Source organism: Candidatus Binatia bacterium (genome assembly GCA_036382395.1).
Taxonomy (GTDB): domain Bacteria; phylum Desulfobacterota; class Binatia; order HRBIN30; family HRBIN30; genus JAGDMS01.
The window spans coordinates 1-18,188 of sequence record DASVHW010000333.1; the positions used below are offsets into that span (position 1 = coordinate 1).

Annotated in this window: 20 protein-coding genes and 2 tRNA genes; 20 read left to right on the plus strand and 2 right to left on the minus strand. The window is 62.7% G+C overall.

Features of this window, described 5'->3' with window-relative positions; all coding sequences use genetic code 11:
- Nucleotides 1-273: 273 nt before the first annotated feature.
- The 20 genes from VF515_16035 (at nucleotide 274) to groL (ending at nucleotide 16,350) form a co-directional block, all read left to right on the plus strand.
- On the plus strand, nucleotides 274-633 hold the full coding sequence (locus tag VF515_16035) for a DUF6788 family protein (protein ID HEX7409141.1): 360 nt from the start codon (nucleotides 274-276) through the stop codon (nucleotides 631-633).
- Nucleotide 634: 1 nt separating this feature from the next.
- The gene (locus VF515_16040) at nucleotides 635-2,029 is read left to right on the plus strand and encodes an IS1380 family transposase (protein HEX7409142.1); all 1,395 of its coding nucleotides are present in this window, start codon (nucleotides 635-637) and stop codon (nucleotides 2,027-2,029) included.
- Nucleotides 2,030-2,255: 226 nt separating this feature from the next.
- Nucleotides 2,256-2,330, plus strand: a tRNA-Val gene (locus VF515_16045).
- Nucleotides 2,331-2,415: 85 nt separating this feature from the next.
- On the plus strand, nucleotides 2,416-4,329 hold the full coding sequence (gene thrS / locus VF515_16050) for a threonine--tRNA ligase (protein ID HEX7409143.1): 1,914 nt from the start codon (nucleotides 2,416-2,418) through the stop codon (nucleotides 4,327-4,329).
- A gap of 48 nt (nucleotides 4,330-4,377) precedes the next feature.
- On the plus strand, nucleotides 4,378-4,575 hold the full coding sequence (rpmI, locus tag VF515_16055) for a 50S ribosomal protein L35 (protein ID HEX7409144.1): 198 nt from the start codon (nucleotides 4,378-4,380) through the stop codon (nucleotides 4,573-4,575).
- Between the two features lie 56 nt (nucleotides 4,576-4,631).
- Nucleotides 4,632-4,991: a 50S ribosomal protein L20 gene (rplT, locus tag VF515_16060; GenBank protein HEX7409145.1), complete on the plus strand. Its 360-nt coding sequence runs from the start codon at nucleotides 4,632-4,634 to the stop codon at nucleotides 4,989-4,991.
- A gap of 113 nt (nucleotides 4,992-5,104) precedes the next feature.
- Entirely contained in the window at nucleotides 5,105-6,127 is a 1,023-nt protein-coding gene (pheS, locus tag VF515_16065; GenBank protein ID HEX7409146.1) for a phenylalanine--tRNA ligase subunit alpha, read from the plus strand.
- A 20-nt stretch (nucleotides 6,128-6,147) separates the two neighbouring features.
- Nucleotides 6,148-8,547, plus strand: coding sequence for a phenylalanine--tRNA ligase subunit beta (gene pheT, locus VF515_16070; protein HEX7409147.1), 2,400 nt, complete (start codon nucleotides 6,148-6,150; stop codon nucleotides 8,545-8,547).
- A gap of 38 nt (nucleotides 8,548-8,585) precedes the next feature.
- Nucleotides 8,586-8,873: an integration host factor subunit alpha gene (locus VF515_16075; GenBank protein ID HEX7409148.1), complete on the plus strand. Its 288-nt coding sequence runs from the start codon at nucleotides 8,586-8,588 to the stop codon at nucleotides 8,871-8,873.
- On the plus strand, nucleotides 8,870-9,238 hold the full coding sequence (locus VF515_16080) for a MerR family transcriptional regulator (protein HEX7409149.1): 369 nt from the start codon (nucleotides 8,870-8,872) through the stop codon (nucleotides 9,236-9,238). The genes VF515_16075 and VF515_16080 overlap by 4 nt, the downstream gene beginning before the upstream one ends.
- A gap of 142 nt (nucleotides 9,239-9,380) precedes the next feature.
- Nucleotides 9,381-9,668 (plus strand): hypothetical protein, encoded by a 288-nt coding sequence (locus VF515_16085; protein HEX7409150.1) that lies wholly within the window; start codon nucleotides 9,381-9,383, stop codon nucleotides 9,666-9,668.
- 169 nt (nucleotides 9,669-9,837) lie between these two features.
- Nucleotides 9,838-9,911: transfer RNA gene (locus VF515_16090), tRNA-Pro, on the plus strand.
- Between the two features lie 74 nt (nucleotides 9,912-9,985).
- Entirely contained in the window at nucleotides 9,986-10,735 is a 750-nt protein-coding gene (surE, locus tag VF515_16095; GenBank protein ID HEX7409151.1) for a 5'/3'-nucleotidase SurE, read from the plus strand.
- Nucleotides 10,732-11,376, plus strand: a complete 645-nt coding sequence (locus tag VF515_16100; protein ID HEX7409152.1) for a protein-L-isoaspartate(D-aspartate) O-methyltransferase — start codon at nucleotides 10,732-10,734, stop codon at nucleotides 11,374-11,376. Before surE ends, VF515_16100 begins: the two co-directional genes overlap by 4 nt.
- Before the next feature lie 89 nt (nucleotides 11,377-11,465).
- Complete coding sequence (locus VF515_16105) at nucleotides 11,466-12,146, plus strand: M23 family metallopeptidase (protein ID HEX7409153.1); 681 nt, start codon at nucleotides 11,466-11,468, stop codon at nucleotides 12,144-12,146.
- Nucleotides 12,147-12,234: 88 nt separating this feature from the next.
- The gene (locus VF515_16110) at nucleotides 12,235-13,632 is read left to right on the plus strand and encodes a class II fumarate hydratase (GenBank protein HEX7409154.1); all 1,398 of its coding nucleotides are present in this window, start codon (nucleotides 12,235-12,237) and stop codon (nucleotides 13,630-13,632) included.
- 51 nt (nucleotides 13,633-13,683) lie between these two features.
- Nucleotides 13,684-13,959 carry a DUF507 family protein gene (locus VF515_16115; protein ID HEX7409155.1) on the plus strand — a complete coding sequence of 92 codons (276 nt, stop codon included), beginning with the start codon at nucleotides 13,684-13,686 and terminating at the stop codon, nucleotides 13,957-13,959.
- Nucleotides 13,960-13,963: 4 nt separating this feature from the next.
- The gene (locus tag VF515_16120) at nucleotides 13,964-14,245 is read left to right on the plus strand and encodes a DUF507 family protein (protein ID HEX7409156.1); all 282 of its coding nucleotides are present in this window, start codon (nucleotides 13,964-13,966) and stop codon (nucleotides 14,243-14,245) included.
- Nucleotides 14,246-14,381: 136 nt separating this feature from the next.
- Nucleotides 14,382-14,672: a co-chaperone GroES gene (groES, locus tag VF515_16125; GenBank protein HEX7409157.1), complete on the plus strand. Its 291-nt coding sequence runs from the start codon at nucleotides 14,382-14,384 to the stop codon at nucleotides 14,670-14,672.
- A 28-nt stretch (nucleotides 14,673-14,700) separates the two neighbouring features.
- Nucleotides 14,701-16,350, plus strand: coding sequence for a chaperonin GroEL (gene groL / locus VF515_16130; GenBank protein ID HEX7409158.1), 1,650 nt, complete (start codon nucleotides 14,701-14,703; stop codon nucleotides 16,348-16,350).
- Between the two features lie 82 nt (nucleotides 16,351-16,432).
- Here the strand turns inward: groL and VF515_16135 are convergent, their stop codons facing one another.
- Together VF515_16135 and VF515_16140 are read right to left on the minus strand one after the other, a co-directional pair.
- Nucleotides 16,433-16,975, minus strand: a complete 543-nt coding sequence (locus VF515_16135) for a tetratricopeptide repeat protein (GenBank protein ID HEX7409159.1) — start codon at nucleotides 16,973-16,975, stop codon at nucleotides 16,433-16,435.
- A gap of 68 nt (nucleotides 16,976-17,043) precedes the next feature.
- On the minus strand, nucleotides 17,044-18,105 hold the full coding sequence (locus tag VF515_16140; GenBank protein ID HEX7409160.1) for a phosphotransferase family protein: 1,062 nt from the start codon (nucleotides 18,103-18,105) through the stop codon (nucleotides 17,044-17,046).
- Between the last annotated feature and the right edge of the window lie 83 nt (nucleotides 18,106-18,188).

Here is an 18,188-nt window from a genome sequence, read left to right on the forward strand (position 1 = left end):
GATACTACCCAAGTCCCTGGCCACCACCATACGGGAGCCGGTCCCATCCACCCTCCTGGCACTACTGGCGATGGGGAAGTCTAAGTGTCGCTACGGCCGAACAGCACTGAACCTCAGCCACGTCAGTTTGCCGCGACCGCCCATAACTCCGCTCTAAGGCCGCCGGATCCACGTAATCCACTGCAGCGGCAGGGGCTTAGACAGCACGAGGGCTCGCCCAACGGGCGAGTTTTCGTTTGCCTTAATGTCTGGTTAGTGAAATAAGATTCAGATATGGCATCGGAACGCGAACAGACCCAACGTCGGCGTCGCCTGGTGCGCGAACAGGTGCGCGCCCTGAGCGCGGGGCCACTGATGCGTGGCTCGCTGGTGGACCGCGTGCGACGGTGCGGTCGTGCAAACTGCGCGTGCGCCAACGATCCACGCAAGCAGCACACGGGGAAGTTTCTCACGGTGCAGCTCGACGGGCGTACGCACGCCCTGCACGTGCGTCCCGAAGACGAGCCCCGGGTACGCGCGGCCGTCGGCGCGTACACAAGGCTGTGGAAGCTGATCAACGAGCTGACCGCGTGCGAGCTGGCGGATCTGAGGCGCGAAGCGCGCGAGCGCCGCCGGGCGCGGCGGCGGCGCTGAGATGCGCGTGGGGCTGCGCCGCAACGTGCGCCAGGGTATCCTGCCGTTCGTGTTTGAGCAGGCCGAGCGCGCCGACGTCACCGCCCGAGCGGGGCTGCCCCTGGTCGTTGAGACGATGCGAGCGCTGGGTGTGGCCGAGGTAGCCGCTTCACAGCTGCCGGCGCAGAAGCGCCAGCGGGGCTTTGCCCCCGCGCAGAAACTCGAGGCGATCGTGACGCTAATCGCGGCGGGCGGGGATCGTGTGGAAGACGTGCGAGTCCTGGCCGAGGACAAGGGGCTGGAGAAGCTGCTGGGCGTTGCGTTTCCTTCCCCTGACGCGCTGCTCGACTTTATCGGGCAGTTCCACGACCCCAAGTGTTGGGAGGATCGGCCGCCCGAGAAGAAGGCGTGGGTGGCGCCGGAGTCGGAGGGGCTACGGGCACTGGAGGCGGTCAATCGCGAGGTGGTGGAGCGCGGTGCCGAGCGGCGCGTGACGCAGGCCACCATCGATCACGACGGGACGATCATCGAGGCGCACAAGCGCGAGGCGACCGTCGCATACGAGGGAACACGGGGGTTCCAGCCGCTGGTGGCGGTGTGGGCGGAGCAGCAGCTCGTGGTGGCGGACGAGTTCCGGGACGGCAACGTGGCGGGAGGCGAGGACCCATTGAGCTCGGTCAAGCGAGCGTTCGCGAATCTGCCGCCGTGGGTGGTCGAGCGCCGCTTCCGTGCCGACTCGGCAGCGTACTACACGCCGCTGCTCAAGTATCTGGTGAGCGAAAAGATCGGCTTCGCGATCAGCGCGGACATGAGCAGGGAGCTGCGGGCGTGCTGCACCGCGGTGGCAAAGCGACGATGGGTTTTGCTCGATGAGCGCGAGCGGGAACAGGTCGACGTGGCCGAGGTGGAGTTCACCCCAGGGGACTGGCCGCGCGATGCGCGGCCGCTGCGCTACATCGCCTTGCGCTTCACGCCGCGCCAGCAGGAGCTTCTCGAGGGCAGGGGCGTCACCTATCACGCCCTCGTAACCAACCGCCACGACCTCGACGCGGCACAGCTGGTGCGCTGGCACCGGGAGAAGGCGGGCACCATCGAGCACGTCCACCGTGTAATGAAGGACGAACTCGGTGCGGGCGTGCTGCCGAGCGCGCGCTTCGGCGCGAACGCGGCATGGTTCCGTATGAACGCGCTGACCTTCAACGTGCTTAGCGTGCTCAAGCGGCGCGCGTTGCCGGAGCGCTTCCGGGACGCGCGTCCAAAGCGACTGCGCTACGAGCTGTTCACCCTGGCCGGCGAACTCGTCGTCCATCAGAGCCAGATCTCGGTGCGAGTGCCCGTCGGCGACCAGCGGCTCCAGGAGATCGTCGACGCGCGCGGCCACCTGCTCGCGATGTACCACGCTCGCCGCCGCACGTAGCTGCACCCAGTGCTCCCCGGCTGGCTGGCGGCTCCGCACGGCGCGCCGCAGAGCCTCCGCGTCCATCAGGGTGCCAGCGGGGGGCGGGGCGGGTCCTTAGAGCGGAGTTATGGTGACCCCGCGTTCCTTGATTCTCTGGAAGGAAATCGGTATTTGATTGGATTCTCGGCGTTTACCTTGCTCTGAAGCACAGACATGGGGACGGAGGCGGCGGGGCGGAGTACGCAGGCACGTAGCTCAGTGGGAGAGCGCTTCCTTGACACGGAAGAGGTCGGCGGTTCAATCCCGCCCGTGCCTACCAGTCCTCTTACCAAGACCGCCATGCAGAGTAGGCGCTGTAGCCGCTAGGGTCGCTCGAGAGACGCGAAATCGAAATGACTGATGACATGGCGAAGATTACCGTGACGAGGCCGGACGGCGTGCAACACCAAATCCAGGCTGGCACGTCCGCACGCGACGCCCTCAAAGCCTCTGGGAGTTTCAACAAGCACGTCATCGCCGGCAAGGTGAATGAGCGCGTCGTGGATTTGTCGGCGCCGCTCTCGGAGAGCTGCGTACTCGCACCGATCGCCATCGATTCGGCCGAAGGGCTCGATGTCCTACGCCATTCGACGGCACATCTCATGGCGCAGGCCGTCAGGCGCCTCTCCCCCCAGGTCCAGATCACCATTGGGCCGACGATTGCTGACGGCTTTTACTACGACTTCAAGCGCGACGAGCCGTTCACTCCGGACGATCTGAGCCACATCGAAACGGTGATGCGCGAAATTGTCTCGGCCAATTATCCGGTGCTGCGTGAAGAGATGCCGCGCCCCGCAGCCATCGACTTCTTCCGCGAAATGGGAGAGCACTACAAGGCCGAAATCCTCGAGGGCATTCCCGCAGACGTGGTGTCGTTGTACCGGCAGGGCGAGTTTCTCGATCTCTGTCGCGGCCCACATGTGCCGTCCACCGGCTGCATCAAAGCGTTCAAGCTCACCAGCATTGCCGGAGCGTACTGGCGTGGCGACGAGCGCAACGAAATGTTGCAGCGTATTTACGGGACGGCGTGGGCGAGCACCAAAGACCTGGACGCCTACCTCAAGCGGATCGAGGAAGCGAAACAGCGCGACCACCGCCGCCTCGGTCCATCGCTCGATCTCTTCTCGCTACACCCTATTGCGCCAGGCTCTCCCTTCTTCCACCCCAAGGGCACGGTGATCTACAACGCCCTCGTCGAATACATGCGCCGCTTGTACGGTCGCTACGGCTACACCGAAGTGATCACGCCCCTCATCTTCAAGACCGAGATCTGGCAAACCTCGGGACATTACGACGCCTTCCGCAACGACATGTTTCTGATGAAGGTCGAAGAGGAAGAGTACGGCGTCAAGCCGATGAACTGCCCCGGCCACTGCTACCTCTTCGCCACCCGCAAACACTCGTACCGCGATCTGCCGATCCGCTATGCCGATTTCAGTCGGCTGCACCGCTTCGAACGTTCCGGCACCCTTGCGGGGCTCACGCGCGTGCGCTCCATGGTGCAGGACGACGCGCACATCTACTGCACCCCTGATCAGCTCGATAGCGAGCTCGAAGCGTTCATCGCCCTGACACGAGAGGTGTATGGGGTCTTCGGCTTCGACCAGGTGGAGGTCACCCTGCAGACCCGGCCCGAAAAGTTTCTCGGCCGTATCGAGCTCTGGGATGCCGCCGAAGCGGCCTTGCGCCGCGTGCTGGAGCAGGCTGGCTATCCCGTCACCGTCCTCCCGGGCGAGGGTGCGTTTTACGGCCCGAAGATTGGGTTTGATTTCCGCGACGTGCTCGAGCGGTCGTGGACACTAGCCACCGTTCAGATCGACTGCGCCATGCCTGAACGCTTCGGATTGAAGTACGTCACACCGGAAGGTACGGAGGCGACTCCTGTGATGTTGCACCGCGCCGTGCTGGGCTCGCTCGAGCGTTTCATCGCCATCCTCCTGGAACATACGGCAGGCAAACTGCCGTTTTGGCTTGCACCGGTGCAGGTACGGGTGTTAACCCTCACAGAGCGACAAGACGGTTACGGCCGGCAAGTCACGGAGCGCTTGCAGCAGGCCGGCTTCCGGGCTGACCTGGACAACCGCAATGAGAAGCTCGGTTTGAAGATTCGCGAAACGCAGTTGGAAAAGGTACCGTACATGTTGGTGGTCGGTGACAAGGAAGCGGAAAACGGAACGGTGGCGCCACGCAGCCGTAGCGGCGAGACGCCTGCACCCGTACCGATTGATACGTTCATCGAACAGGTACGTCATGAGGCCGTGCCGGGCGCAGCGCACTGACACGTCAGCACTGGACGAGCGAGACTGAGCAGAGAAGGACGGAGACCCATGCCCAAACAAAAAACCAGTCGCGGTGCGGCAAAACGATTCAAGCTCACAGGAACCGGCAAACTCAAGCGCCGGAAGGCGTACCTGCGGCACATTTTGACGTCCAAAACCAGCAAACAAAAACGGAATTTGCGTCACAGCATCGTGGTGGACCCCACCAACGCCAAGGCCATCCACCGGCTGCTGCCTTACCTGTGACCTTGTCCTGACCGGACTGAGATGCTACAGGCGAGCTTCCTCTCAGGAGATCGAACATGCCACGGGTAAAAAGAGGCACCAAAGGGCGGCAGCGCCACAAGAAGATTCTCAAGCTGGCCAAGGGCAACGTCGGCGGCCGGCGCAAGCAATATCGCCAGGCGCGGGAGACGGTCGAGAAAGGCCTCACCTATGCGTACCGGGATCGGCGCGTGCGCAAGCGTGAGTTCCGCGGCCTGTGGATCGTGCGCATCAACGCGGCCGCGCGCCAAAACGGGCTGAGTTATAGCCAGCTGATGCACGGATTGAAGCAAGGCGGCGTGGGCGTCGATCGGAAGATCCTGGCGGATCTCGCCGCCCGCGATCCAGCCGGCTTCCAAGAAGTCGCGCAAATGGCCAAAGCGCACCTTGCCGCCTAGAGACACCACGCACCCGTCACCCTAGTGGCTCGTTAGCGAGATGGCAGCGACGTTTCGCCGGCACGCTGCGCTCTCTCAGATGCGGAGGCGGACCAGCGCGTGACCTGCCATCCATGAAGGCAACCCTCGAACGCATTCACCGCGACGCCTTGGCGGCCCTGGAGGCATCGCAGTCCGAAGCCGAAGTCGAGCAGCTGCGCATTCGCTTCCTGGGACGCAAGGGTGAACTCACCGAGGCCGTCCGCAGCCTTCGGGACGTGCCCAGCGCCGAGCGCCCCGCAGCGGGCGCGTACTTGAATGAGGTCAAGGACGACGTCGGGCGCCGCATCGAAGCGAGCTTGGCGGCACTACGGGTCGCCGCACGCGACCGCCAAATCGCCGCCGAGCGCATCGACGTCACCCTCCCCGGCCGCCACCACCTGCCCGGACACCTGCATCTGATCACCCAGACCCTTGAGGAAATGGTCGACATCTTCGTGGGGCTGGGATTCAGCGTCGCCCAAGGACCGGATATCGAGGACGACTACCACAACTTCACCGCGCTCAATGTGCCGCGCGATCATCCGGCCCGCGACATGCAGGATACTCTCTTCATCAGTGAAGAGTATCTCCTGCGCACGCACACTTCGCCGGTCCAGATTCGGGTCATGGAACAGCACAAACCGCCGCTGCGCGTCATCGCTCCGGGGGCTTGCTATCGCCACGATGACGATGTCACCCACTCACCGATGTTTCATCAGGTTGAAGGGCTCATGGTCGACCGCCGGGTGACTTTCGGCGACCTCAAAGGCGTGCTGACGCTGGCCCTGCAGCGCATCTTTGGCAGCCAGACCCCGCTGCGCTTTCGCGCCAGCTTCTTCCCGTTCACCGAGCCGAGCGCGGAGGTCGACATCGGCTGCGTGCTCTGCAACGGCCGCGATCCGTCCTGCCGTATCTGCAAGGGCAGCGGCTGGCTCGAGATCCTGGGCTCGGGGCTGATCGATCCGAACGTATTTACGGCGGTGGGATACGACCCGGAGGCGGTGTCGGGCTTCGCCTTCGGGCTGGCGGTGGAGCGCGTCGCGATGTTGAAACATCAGATCAGCGACATCCGCCTGTTCTTCGCCAACGACATCCGCTTTCTGCGACAATTCTAACCGATGCCGGGTTTCGCCGCATGAAGGTCACGTGGAATTGGCTCGCTGAATTTGTCGAGCTCCAACTGCCGGTGGCGCAACTCGCCGAACGGCTGACCATGGCGGGTCTCGAGGTCGAATCGATCGAGGAAACTGGGCGCGAACTGGCGGGCATCCTGTGCGCTGAAATCGTTCGGGTGCGGCCCCATCCAGAAGCGGATCGCCTGAGCCTCTGTGACGTACGGACGGGCCCCGACACGGCTTGGACCGTTGTCTGCGGGGCAAGCAACGTGCAGGCCGGAAGTCGGGTCGCGTACGCCCCGCCGGGGTCGACGCTGCCCGGCGGGCGCCGCATCGAGGCGGCAGAAGTCCGCGGCGTTTCTTCTGCCGGCATGCTGTGTTCCGAAACCGAACTGGGTATCGGCGACGATGCGTCGGGCATCTTGCTTCTCCCCAACGACGCGCCGATCGGACAGAGCGTGTCGACTCTACTGGCGGCGGAAGACACCGTGCTCGATATCGCCGTGACCCCCAATCGTGGCGACTGTCTCTGCGTCATCGGGATCGCGCGCGAAATCGCCGCGCTGACGGGCCAGCATCTGCGCCGCCACCGGGTGACCGTGCGCGAATCGCAACCTGGCATTGCGGATCTGATCGCCGTCCGCATCGCCGACTCGGACCTGTGTGGCCGCTACGCCGCCCGCGTGATCTCGAACGTGAAGATCGCCGCGTCGCCCCTGTGGATGCAGTCGCGACTGCAGGCCGTCGGTCTCCGCCCCATCAACAATGTCGTCGATGTGACGAACTATGTCATGATCGAACGCGGCCAACCATTACACGCCTTTGACTACGACCGCTTGCCGGCCAAGGAGATCGTCGTGCGCCGCGCCGACGGCGACGCCACGTTCACCACCCTCGACGGGCAGGCCCGCTCCCTGCACCCAGACGACTTGATGATCACCTGCGGCCAGCAACCGGTCGCCATTGCCGGCATCATGGGTGGTGCAGAGACGGAAGTGACTTTGAGTACGCGGCGGATTCTTCTGGAAAGCGCCTGGTTCGCCCCCTCGGGCGTGCGACGGACAGCGAAGCGGCTGGGACTCCGGACCGAAGCCTCGTACCGCTTCGAGCGCACAACGGACATCGACGGCGTATCGTCGGCAGCAGACCGGGCAACAGCCCTCATCGCACGGCTGAGCGGAGGAGTCGTCGCCCACGGTCGGGTGGATGCGTACGTCTCCGGCCGCCAGGCCGCCCCCATTTCGCTGCGCCTCAAACGCGTAAGCGATCTGCTCGGGATGGAGATCGGCCGGACCGAAGTCATCTCCAGGTTGAAAGCACTCGGGCTGACGGTTTCACCAGCGACACGAGGCACACTGACCGTGGTACCACCGTCGTACCGCTCGGATTTGTCGCGTGAGGTTGACTTGATCGAAGAGATCGCCCGCCTGGGCGGCTACGAAAACGTGCCAACCACTCTTCCGGAGTGTGCCTTGACCGGCACGGGTCAGTCGCTGGATGAGCGACGGCAGCGAGATCTCAGGCGTTTTTGCGCGGCGCAGGGCCTGAACGAAGTGGTTTTCCTTAGTTTTTGCTCCCCGCGTATGAACGCGCTGTTTCCGGGACTGGACGGCCAACAGGCGCCGGTACGCGTCTTGAATCCACTGACTCAGGACGACACGGAACTCCGACTCAGCCTGCTGCCGGGACTGGCCCGGATCGTCCGGTCCAATCTGGACCAGGGCACTCCGAACGTTGCCGTCTTTGGCATCGGCAAGGTGTTCTGGCGCGAGCGGTCGTTTTGCGAGGGCCGTCGCCTCGCTGCCGCCGTCTGCCCGGCCTTGCCGAGCGTGGGCGTAGGCAGCAGGAACGTCACTGCAGAATTCGTCGACATCAAAGGCATACTCGAAGCGGTGTTCAGTTTCATGGCCATTCCGGATGTGCAATGGGTTCCCGCCACGAACCTCGCCGCATTTCATCCTGGAAAGACGGCACACATCGAAGTGGCGGGGCTACCGATCGGCACCCTCGGCGCTTTGCATCCGGCGGTTGAGGATGAGTTGAAGCTACGCGGGCCGTGCTGGCTGTTTGAGATTGACTTGGATCGTCTGCTTCAGTATTCTCCCGCCCGTATTACGTACAGAGATATCTCACGTTTTCCTGCGGTTGTGCGCGATGTTGCGATCGTGACTGACGAAAGTTTTGCATCCGATCAGGTCGTCCGCTTTGTGCGCCAGTGGAGCCGGTCATCACAGCTGATCGATGACGTGTGTCTGTTCGATCAGTACAGCGGGCCACCCATCCCTGCAGGCAGGAAGAGCCTGGCCTACTCTATTTCCTACCGTGCTCCCGACCGCACGCTGACCGATGCCGAGGTGAACGAGATGCACATGCAACTGATCGCCGCACTGAAGGACACCTTGGATGTTGAGCCGCGGTAACTGAGACGCTTTGTCACCGGGGGGGACCAGGCGTGACTATGACAAAAGGGGACATCGTCGAGCGCATCTACGAAAAGGTCGGCTTTTCGAAGAAAGAGGCGAGCGATATCGTGGAATCCATCTTCGAAATCATCAAGAACCGTCTCGAACATGGAGAGAAGGTAAAGATCTCCGGCTTCGGCAATTTTGTCGTCAGCCAGAAACACCCGCGGAAAGGCCGCAACCCGCAGACCGGCGACGAGATCACCATATCCGGCCGCCGCGTCCTCACCTTCAAGTCGAGTCAGGTCCTGAAGAAGAGTATGAATTCCGGAGCACCTCATTGACTGGACGCGGCGGCAAAGACCAACTGCCGGACAAGCTCTATTTCAAGATCGGTGAGGTGGCGTCGATCGTCGGCGTCAAACCTTACGTGCTCCGCTACTGGGAAAGTCAATTCAGCATAGTCAAGCCAGCCAAGACAAAGTCGAAGCATCGCCTCTATCGTCGCAAGGACGTGGAAGCCTTGCTGCAGATCAAGCGCCTGCTGCACGATCAGCGATTCACCATTGAAGGCGCCCGCAAGCGTATGAAAGGCTTGCCAAAAGAAGAGCGCCGGCAGCTCGAAATGCCTCTCGGTGACCGGGACTACCGCGGTATTCTGGCGCACCTGAAGAAAGATATCGAGTCACTCCACCGGATGTTGAGTTAGCGCCAGCTACCGGCTCCGACAAAACTGTCACGAATTTAGCGACCCCAGGCCAAAAGCGTGCGGCCAACCACGGCCGAGCTAGTGAGTTCAGCTGCAATGACTGGCATGGCCGTTGCTCATCAAGCGCTTGAGGTTGTCGCGCATGATACTGGGAGTGCACCGAGAGCGTTCGGGAAGTGAGCTGGTCTTTAGCCTGCTGAGAGCGCTCATGCTCGGATACCGACTGTGGGGAGTCGAGAGCGGGCTGCAGCTAACCGAACTGGCCGCTTTGATGCGCACCACAGACACTCGCCTTGTCGGATTGGTCATCTACCTGGCAACAGAAGGGTTGGTCGTTTTGGACAATGCGGCCGGAACCGTTCGGCTGACCGAACAAGGCGCTCGCAATCTATTCGGCCAGGCCGGCTGGCACCCGCGCTGCGCCAGCTGACTCCCGCCACGGCTCCCGATCGGTTCCTCTTTCCGCACCGGATCAACGCCGCGCACATTTCGGCACGCAACGCCCTCTGACGGTTGTGTTTCGGCGGGCAAAGTGGCACTGAAGCAGAAGAGCCGCACGGCGCCGTCCGTCCGGTGAAGTGGCGCCGGCATTTACGTTTCGGGGCGTGGCGCAGACTGGTAGCGCACTCGCTTGGGGTGCGAGTGGTCGTGGGTTCAAATCCCGCCGCCCCGATTTCTTCTTCCCACCGGCACCGTACGTGCATGACCAAGTTTGCCTCGGTAGGTCACCGGTGCTACTTTTTTCGCGTGTCAATCCTGCTCAGCAACGACGACGGGATCTCCTCGGAAGGGATCGCCGCATTGCAGGAAGCCTTGGCGTCGTTGGACGAGATCTGGGTCGTCGCTCCTGACCGCGACCAGAGCGCGGTCAGCCATTCGCTGACGTTGCACCGTCCGTTGCGCATTGAACCGGTCGGGCCGCGCGTTTTCAGAGTCGACGGCACGCCGACTGACTGCATCAATCTCGCGATCAACGGCATCCTCCCTGAACGGCCGCGTTTGGTGATCTCCGGGATCAATCGTGGGGCAAACCTGGGCGACGATATCACCTACTCCGGAACGGTCTCGGCAGCCATGGAGGCCACGCTCCTCGGTGTGCCCGCCATTGCCGTCTCTCTGGTCGCCCGAGAGCGGTTCGATTTCGGACCGGCGGCAGCCTTTACGCGGCAGCTGGCACATGTCGTCCTTGACGATCACATGCCCTCCGACACGCTGCTCAACGTCAACGTGCCGGAATTGCCACTCCAAGAAATCAAAGGATACGCTCTGACGCGCCAGGGCAAGCGCCGCTACGGAGATGTGATCGTCGAGAAGGTCGACCCACGGGGAAGGAAGTACTACTGGATAGGCGGCAATCAGCTGGACTTTGTTGACAGCGAGGGCACTGATTTCAACGCCATCCAGCAGGGACTGATCTCCATTACCCCCTTGCACCTCGACTTGACCAACTACGCGTCCTTGACCCGACTCCAGCATCTGAACCTGCGGTGGCCATGAATTTCGACCAGGCCCGTGCGCAGATGGTGGAAGAACAGCTACAGGCACGTGGCATCGGTGATCCACGGGTGTTGGCGGCAATGCGCCGGGTGCCCCGGCACCTGTTCGTCGAAACCACGCTGCAACATCGTGCCTACGACGACACCCCTCTGCCCATCGGCGCCGAGCAGACCATCTCGCAGCCGTACATGGTCGCCCTCATGAGCCAGCTGCTCGAGCTCAAGGGACATGAACGCGTCTTGGAAATTGGTACCGGCTCGGGTTACCAATCGGCCATCCTTGCGGAACTGGCGCGCGAGGTGTTCAGCATCGAGCGGGTCGAGGCCTTGACACGATGCGCACGCGCCTGCCTCGATCGACTCGGCTACGGCGCGCGGGTCCACCTCCGCAGCGGCGATGGATCGAACGGCTGGCCCGAGGCGCAGCCCTTTGACGCCGAGATCATCACTGCCGCGGTCCAGCAGGTTCCGCGGCCGCTGGTCGAGCAGCTCGCCGACGGCGGCCATCTCGTACTGCCGCTCGGAGAAGCTGATTTACAAGGCCTGGCACGGATCCAGAAAAAGGGCGGAACACTCGACGTCAAGTATTTCGGTGAGTGTCGTTTTGTGAAGTTGATCGGACCGTACGGCTGGGAGGATTGAGCACCAACACACCAACGAGGTTGCGTGCGGGGACGTGGGGAGTGGGGTACCCGTTTAGCAGGCGATCAGCACACCAACTGGCCTTCCTGATGCTCCTCGGCGGGTTGGCGGCGTGCAGTCACGGAGTGTACCACCGGGTACGAGCAGGCGAGACCTTGTACCGCATCAGCAAGGCGTACGGCCTTTCGGTCAAACGGCTGGCGGAAGCCAACCATCTGTCCGATCCCTCCCGGCTCGAAGTGGGGCAGCGCCTCCTCATCCCCCACGCGCGCCGTGAGTTGCCCGTCAGTCTGATTACGCCGCGCACGGCCAATCTGCACCGCCCGGATGGTAAACACCGACCGGCAGGCGACGTGAAGTTCTTCTGGCCGGTGGCCGGGGGGGCAGTCACTTCCGGTTTCGGCCAGCGCGGTCACAGCTTCCACGATGGCATTGACATCAGCGCCCCCGTCGGCACGCCCGTGCATGCCGCACAAGACGGTGACGTCATCTATAGCGATGTCTTGCGCGGCTACGGTAACGTCATCATCGTCCGGCACCCGCACGGCTTCGCCACGGTCTATGCGCACAATCGAAGCAACCAAACGCACGAGCACCAGCATGTCCGCCAGGGCGAGGTGATCGGCAGCGTCGGTGACAGCGGCCGCACCTCCGGCGCCAACCTGCACTTTGAAGTGCGTCAGGACAATGTCGCGCAAGATCCGCTGGACTTCCTCCCTCCCGCCGAACAGGTCGCAGCCCCACCGCGACCGAACGGTCGGGGCAGTTAAGGGCAACGCGGAGCAGGCTGCCCATGGTAGTCTGAAGCTGCAAGCCGACGGCTGACGGCTGCGGGCTGACGAAGAGGAGAAAATGACGATGGCCGATTTCCGAATCGAAAGGGATTCGATGGGCGAGATGCGGGTTCCCGCTAACGCCTACTATGGTGCCCAGACGGCGCGGGCGGTGGAGAATTTCCCGATCTCCAGCTTGCGCTTTTCCCGCCGCTTCATCCAGGCTTTGGGCCGAATCAAAGCCGCAGCTGCCCGCGCCAATGTCCGCCTCAAGCTACTCGATGAGCGGCGCGGCCAAGCCATTGAGGCCGCCGCGCTCGAGGTGGCCGCGGGCAAGTTCGACGCGGAATTCGTCGTCGATGTGTTCCAAACGGGGTCCGGCACCTCCACCAACATGAACGCCAACGAGGTCATTGCCACCCGAGCCATCGAGATCCTGGGTGGCAGCCGAGGGGACAAGAACCTCGTTCACCCGAACGACCACGTCAACATGGGCCAGAGCACCAATGACGTGTTCCCGACGGCGATTCATGTGGCCGCCATGGATGCGGCGGAAAACCACGCACTGCCGGCCCTGCGTCAGCTCGCTGGTGCCTTCCAGGCCAAGGCGGCGGAGTTTGCCAACGTCGTAAAGGCCGGCCGCACGCATCTCCAAGACGCCGTGCCGATCACCCTCGGCCAGGAATTTTCCGGGTACGCCAGCGTCATTCGCCACGGCGTGGCGCGGCTGGAAAGCAGCCGCCCACATCTCTCGGAGCTGCCTATCGGCGGTACCGCGCTGGGCACCGGCCTCAACGCGCATCCCGAATTCGCCGCACGAGTCGTCACCGAGTTGCGCGCCTTGACCGGCCATCTCTTCCGCCGCGCCGACAACGCCTTCGAGGCCATGCAGAACCGCGACGCCAGCGTCGAACTGTCGGGCGCAATGAGGACGATCGCCGTCGGCCTGATGAAGATCGCCAACGATCTCCGCCTGCTCACCTCCGGACCGCGGACCGGCTTGAACGAGATCGAGCTGCCGGCGACCCAGCCGGGCTCCAGCATCATGCCCGGGAAGGTCAATCCGGTCATCCCCGAGGCAGTCAACATGGTGGCGGCTCACATCATCGGCAACGATACCGCCATCACCATCGCCGGGATGAACGGCAATCTCGACCTGAACGTGATGATGCCGGTCATCGCCCACAACCTCCTGGAAAGCATCGATCTCCTGGGCAGCGCCGCCAAGGTCCTGGCGGAAAAGTGCGTCGGTGGAATCGTTGCCAACATCGCGCAGTGCCGGGCCTACGGTGAACAGACCGCTTCCTTGGTGACCGCCGTGGCGCCGATCCTGGGCTACGACGCGGCAGCAAGGGTCTTCAAGAAGGCCTTGGCCGAAGACAAGCCCATGCGGCAGGTTATCCTGGAGGAAGGCCTGATTCCCAAAGAGCGGCTCGATGAGATCCTCGACCTGAAGAAACTCACCGAAGGCGGCCGAGCCTAGCGAGCCGATACCTCGTTGCGGCCACGGCATTCACAGCCTATAGTACCGGCAATGAAGATCCGTGAGGGCGAACTGCAGAGCCTGGCAAGCGCCATCGTTGATGCCTTGGCCAAGCAAAGCTTCGTCCACTTCAAACAAGACCCCTCGGTCGCACGCAAACGCATCGTCGAGTTGATCGCGCGAAATCTCGCGGAGGCACATGCCCTCGAAGAGGAAGCCGAACGCCTAGCCGAGAGCCACGCGCGCCAAATGACGGGGATGGACCAGCGCAGGATCATTCAGGGGATCAAGGAACGGCTGGCACGTGAACGTGACTTCCCGCTGTGAAATCATGCGATTCAGCGAAGCCCGAACCTCCTATCTGGCCCATTTGATCGTGAACACCCTGCGACAGGAGGGCCTGGCGGAGATCGAACAAGAGCGGCATGTCCTCATGGAGATCAAACGCATCTTGGGACAGGATCATGTGGCCGATACCCGCCTCGACGTGATCGTGCGCCGCAAGATTGCCTCTCTGTCGCGCAACGTCCCTCCCGGAGGCCGCGAATGGGATGTGCTGTATCGGCAATACTATGCCGAAGAAGCACGGAAACTGAAGCCCGGAGGTCCTTGACAAACGCGTTTCAGTCGTTAACTTGCGCCCGCGGTTCATAACAGTGCACCGTGCAGGCCCGGAACCTACAGCTCGGGGGTTCTTGGGCAAAAGCTTTTGAAAAATCACCGACTTGCTTGACGAAAGGAGATTAAGAATGAAGATTCGGCCATTGCAAGACCGGGTCATCGTGAAACGGATCGCCGAAGAGGAAAAGACCAAAGGTGGTATTATTATCCCTGACTCCGCAAAAGAAAAGCCGCAGGAAGGGAAGATCATCGCCGTTGGCAAAGGCAAGATGAACGATGACGGGAAGCTTATTCCCCCACAGGTGAAGGTCGGCGACCGGATCTTGTTCGGTAAATATTCGGGAAGTGAAATCAAACTCAACGGCGAAGAGCACCTGATCATGCGCGAGGAAGACATCCTCGGTGTGATCGAGGGCTGAAGCGCGTATTCGAAGGAGGAACCAACGCATGGGAGCAAAAATCGTAAAGTTCGGCCAGGAAGCACGTGACCGGATCCTACGCGGCGTCAATGTCCTCGCCGACGCCGTCACCGTCACCCTCGGACCGAAAGGCCGCAACGTCATCCTGGACAAATCCTTCGGTGCGCCGAACATCACCAAGGACGGCGTGACCGTCGCCAAAGAAATCGAGTTGGAAGACAAGTTTGAGAATATGGGCGCCCAGATGGTCAAGGAAGTCGCCAGCAAGACCTCTGACGTCGCCGGTGACGGCACCACCACAGCCACCGTTCTGGCCCGCTCGATCTATGCCGAAGGCGCCAAGATGGTGGCCGCAGGCCATGACCCGATGAGCCTCAAACGCGGCATCGACAAGGCGGTGGTGGCAATCATCGGTGAGCTCAAGAACCTCTCGAAGCCCACCAAGGACCAAAAAGAGATCGCCCAGGTCGGTACCATCTCTGCCAACAATGACGCCACCATCGGCGACATCATCGCCGAGGCGATGAGCAAGGTCGGCAAGGAAGGCGTGATCACGGTCGAGGAAGCCAAGAGCCTGGAAACCACCCTCGAAGTGGTCGAGGGCATGCAGTTCGACCGCGGCTACATCTCCCCCTACTTCGTGACTGATGCGGACAAGATGGAGGCGGCACTCGAAGACGCGTACCTGCTGATCCACGAAAAGAAGATCAGCAACATGAAGGACCTGCTACCGGTCCTGGAAACCATCGCCCGTACCGGCAAGCCGTTCTTACTGATGGCTGAAGACATCGAGGGCGAGGCACTGGCTACCCTCGTGGTCAACAAGATTCGCGGCACGCTGCACTGCGTGGCAGTCAAGGCGCCCGGTTTTGGTGACCGCCGCAAGGCCATGCTGGAAGACATCGCCATCCTGACCGGCGGCAAGGTCATCGCCGAAGAGCTGGGTATCAAGCTCGAAGGCGTCACCCTCAACGACCTCGGCCGCGCCAAACGCATCGTGGTGGACAAGGATAACACCACTATCGTCGACGGCGCCGGCAAGAAGGGCGACATCGAAGGCCGCATCAAGCAGATCCGGGCGCAGATCGAGGAGACGACCTCGGATTACGACCGCGAGAAACTGCAGGAGCGGTTGGCGAAACTGGTCGGCGGTGTGGCCGTCATTCGCGTCGGCGCAGCCACCGAAGTCGAAATGAAGGAAAAGAAGGCCCGCGTCGAGGACGCCCTGCATGCCACCCGGGCGGCCGTCGAGGAAGGCATCGTGCCGGGCGGCGGCGTCGCCCTCATCCGTTCTCTGTCATGCCTCGAGAAGCTCAGTGTGGCAGACGAAGAACGCGTGGGCGTGAACATCGTCCGTCGTGCACTCGAAGATCCCTGCCGGTGGATTGCCAACAACGCCGGCTGGGAAGGCTCCATTGTTCTCGACAAGATCAAGAACAACAAGGGCTCCTTTGGCTTCAACGCGGCGAGCGAAGAGTTCGAGGACCTGATGAAGGCCGGCATCGTCGATCCGACCAAAGTGGTGCGCACGGCGCTACAGAACGCCGCATCCGTTGCGGGTCTGCTCCTCACCACCGAGGCCATGGTGGCCGAGAAGCCCGATGAAAAGGGCGGCGGTCCGGCCATGCCTGGGGGCGGCGGCATGGGCGGTATGGGGGGCATGGGCGGCATGATGTAGGCCGCAATCCTTCCGCCTGCTGTTCTTACGACGGCCCTCCGTACAATGTGCGGAGGGCCGTCGCAGTTTTCAGGATCAACGCCTATTGGGTTGCCAGTTTGCTTTGCAGTCGCGCCACCGTGTCGGCGACCCCCGGCAGATGTGGCTCGCTCTGTGCCGCCGCCCGGCAATGCGCCAGCGCATCCCGTAGCTGGCCCAGCAGTTCCAACCCCAGACAGAGATTATACCGTGCCTGCGCAAAATCCGGCTTCAGCGCGACAGCCTGCCGGTACTCGCTGACCGCGAATACCAGCTGCCCAGCTTCGAGCAGCGCCACGCCCAGATTGTTGTGCGCTTCGGCATAAGCCTGCCTCAATCGTAGCGCCTGCCGGTACTCCTCGATGGCCGCGTCACGTTCGCCGACGTCGGACAACACCACGCCGAGATCGTTATGGGCCTCCGCCGAATTGGGGTTGAGGCGGATGGCTTCGCGGTACTCCTTTATGGCATCGGTCCGCCGACCGGCGCGGTACTCCTGCAGCCCTTTCTCGTAGTGCACTCGGGATGTCTGACTGGTGTTCCGAGCGCACGCCGCCAGGAGCGAGAGGCACAACACGGCACCAACAGACCATACACCGCTACGCATCAGCACCGCTCTTTAGCACTTCCGCCTCCCCTGTTGCCACCCTCTGACCGCACTCCCAAGCGCAGCCTTCACAGTCCGCGCAGACGCGGATCGGCAGTAGAGTCCGCGATGCGGAGCGCCCGTTGCGCCAGGTCCCCGGCGGCGCGAAACATGCCCTCGAAACCCTCACCCAGCGTCTTGCCTTGCAGGAAGCGCGCGTAGATGCCTTCGCTGATCACGGCGAGCTTGTACAGGGCAAGGACCTGGTAGAACTCGATGCACTCGACGTTGCGGCCGCTGCGCTTGGCGTACTCGGCTACGATCTCCGCGCGCGTGAAGAAGCCGGGGAGAACGGTGAACGTCGACGCGGTTCCCACCCCGCCCATCGCCGGCGGGTCGCCCCGGTCGGTCCAATAGATCAGCGTGTAAGCCAGATCGGCGAGCGGGTCGCCGAGCGTCGCCATCTCCCAGTCGAAAACCGCGACCACGCGGCCCGGATCGTTGGGATCGAGCGCCATGTTCCCGAGCCGGTAGTCGCCGTGGACGATGGTCGGTGCTGGGGACTCGGGAAGTGCGGCAAGCAATCGTCGACTCAACTCGTCGATCTCGGGAAGAGGTGATGTCTGGGAACGCTCCCACTGTTGCGACCAGCGCCGCACTTGGCGTTCGAGATACCCCTCGGGATGCCCGAAGCCTTCGAGGCCGACAGCGCAATAATCGACCGCATGCAGGCATACGAGGGTCTCGACCAGCGCGACGCTGATGCGCCGCCGCTCTGCCTCCGTCGGCGCATATCCGGGCGGAATTTCGTTCGCCAGCACCACACCCGGACGATACTCCATGACATAGAATGGGGCATCGTTGACGGATGCCTCCTGACACAGGGCAATCGGGCGGGGCGCCGGCACGTCGGTACCGGCTAATGCCGCCAGCACCCGGTGCTCGCGTACCATATCGTGGGCCGTCGGGAGGACATGCCCGAGTGGTGGCCGGCGCAAGACCCACTCGTGCCCGCCGCCGCAAACCAGATAGGTCAGATTCGAGCGTCCCCCGCTGATGAGGGTGAACGTCAACTCACAGTCGCCGCCTGGCACATGCTCCCGGAAGAAGCGCGACACATGGTCGTGGTGTATCCCTGGGATCTCGATCATCGGTTCCTCAGCTCCTTAGCGCTTTCGTGGCCGACCGTGAAGCATTCCCTGGTAACGGTGAGCAGGAAATCTGCCCTGAAGAG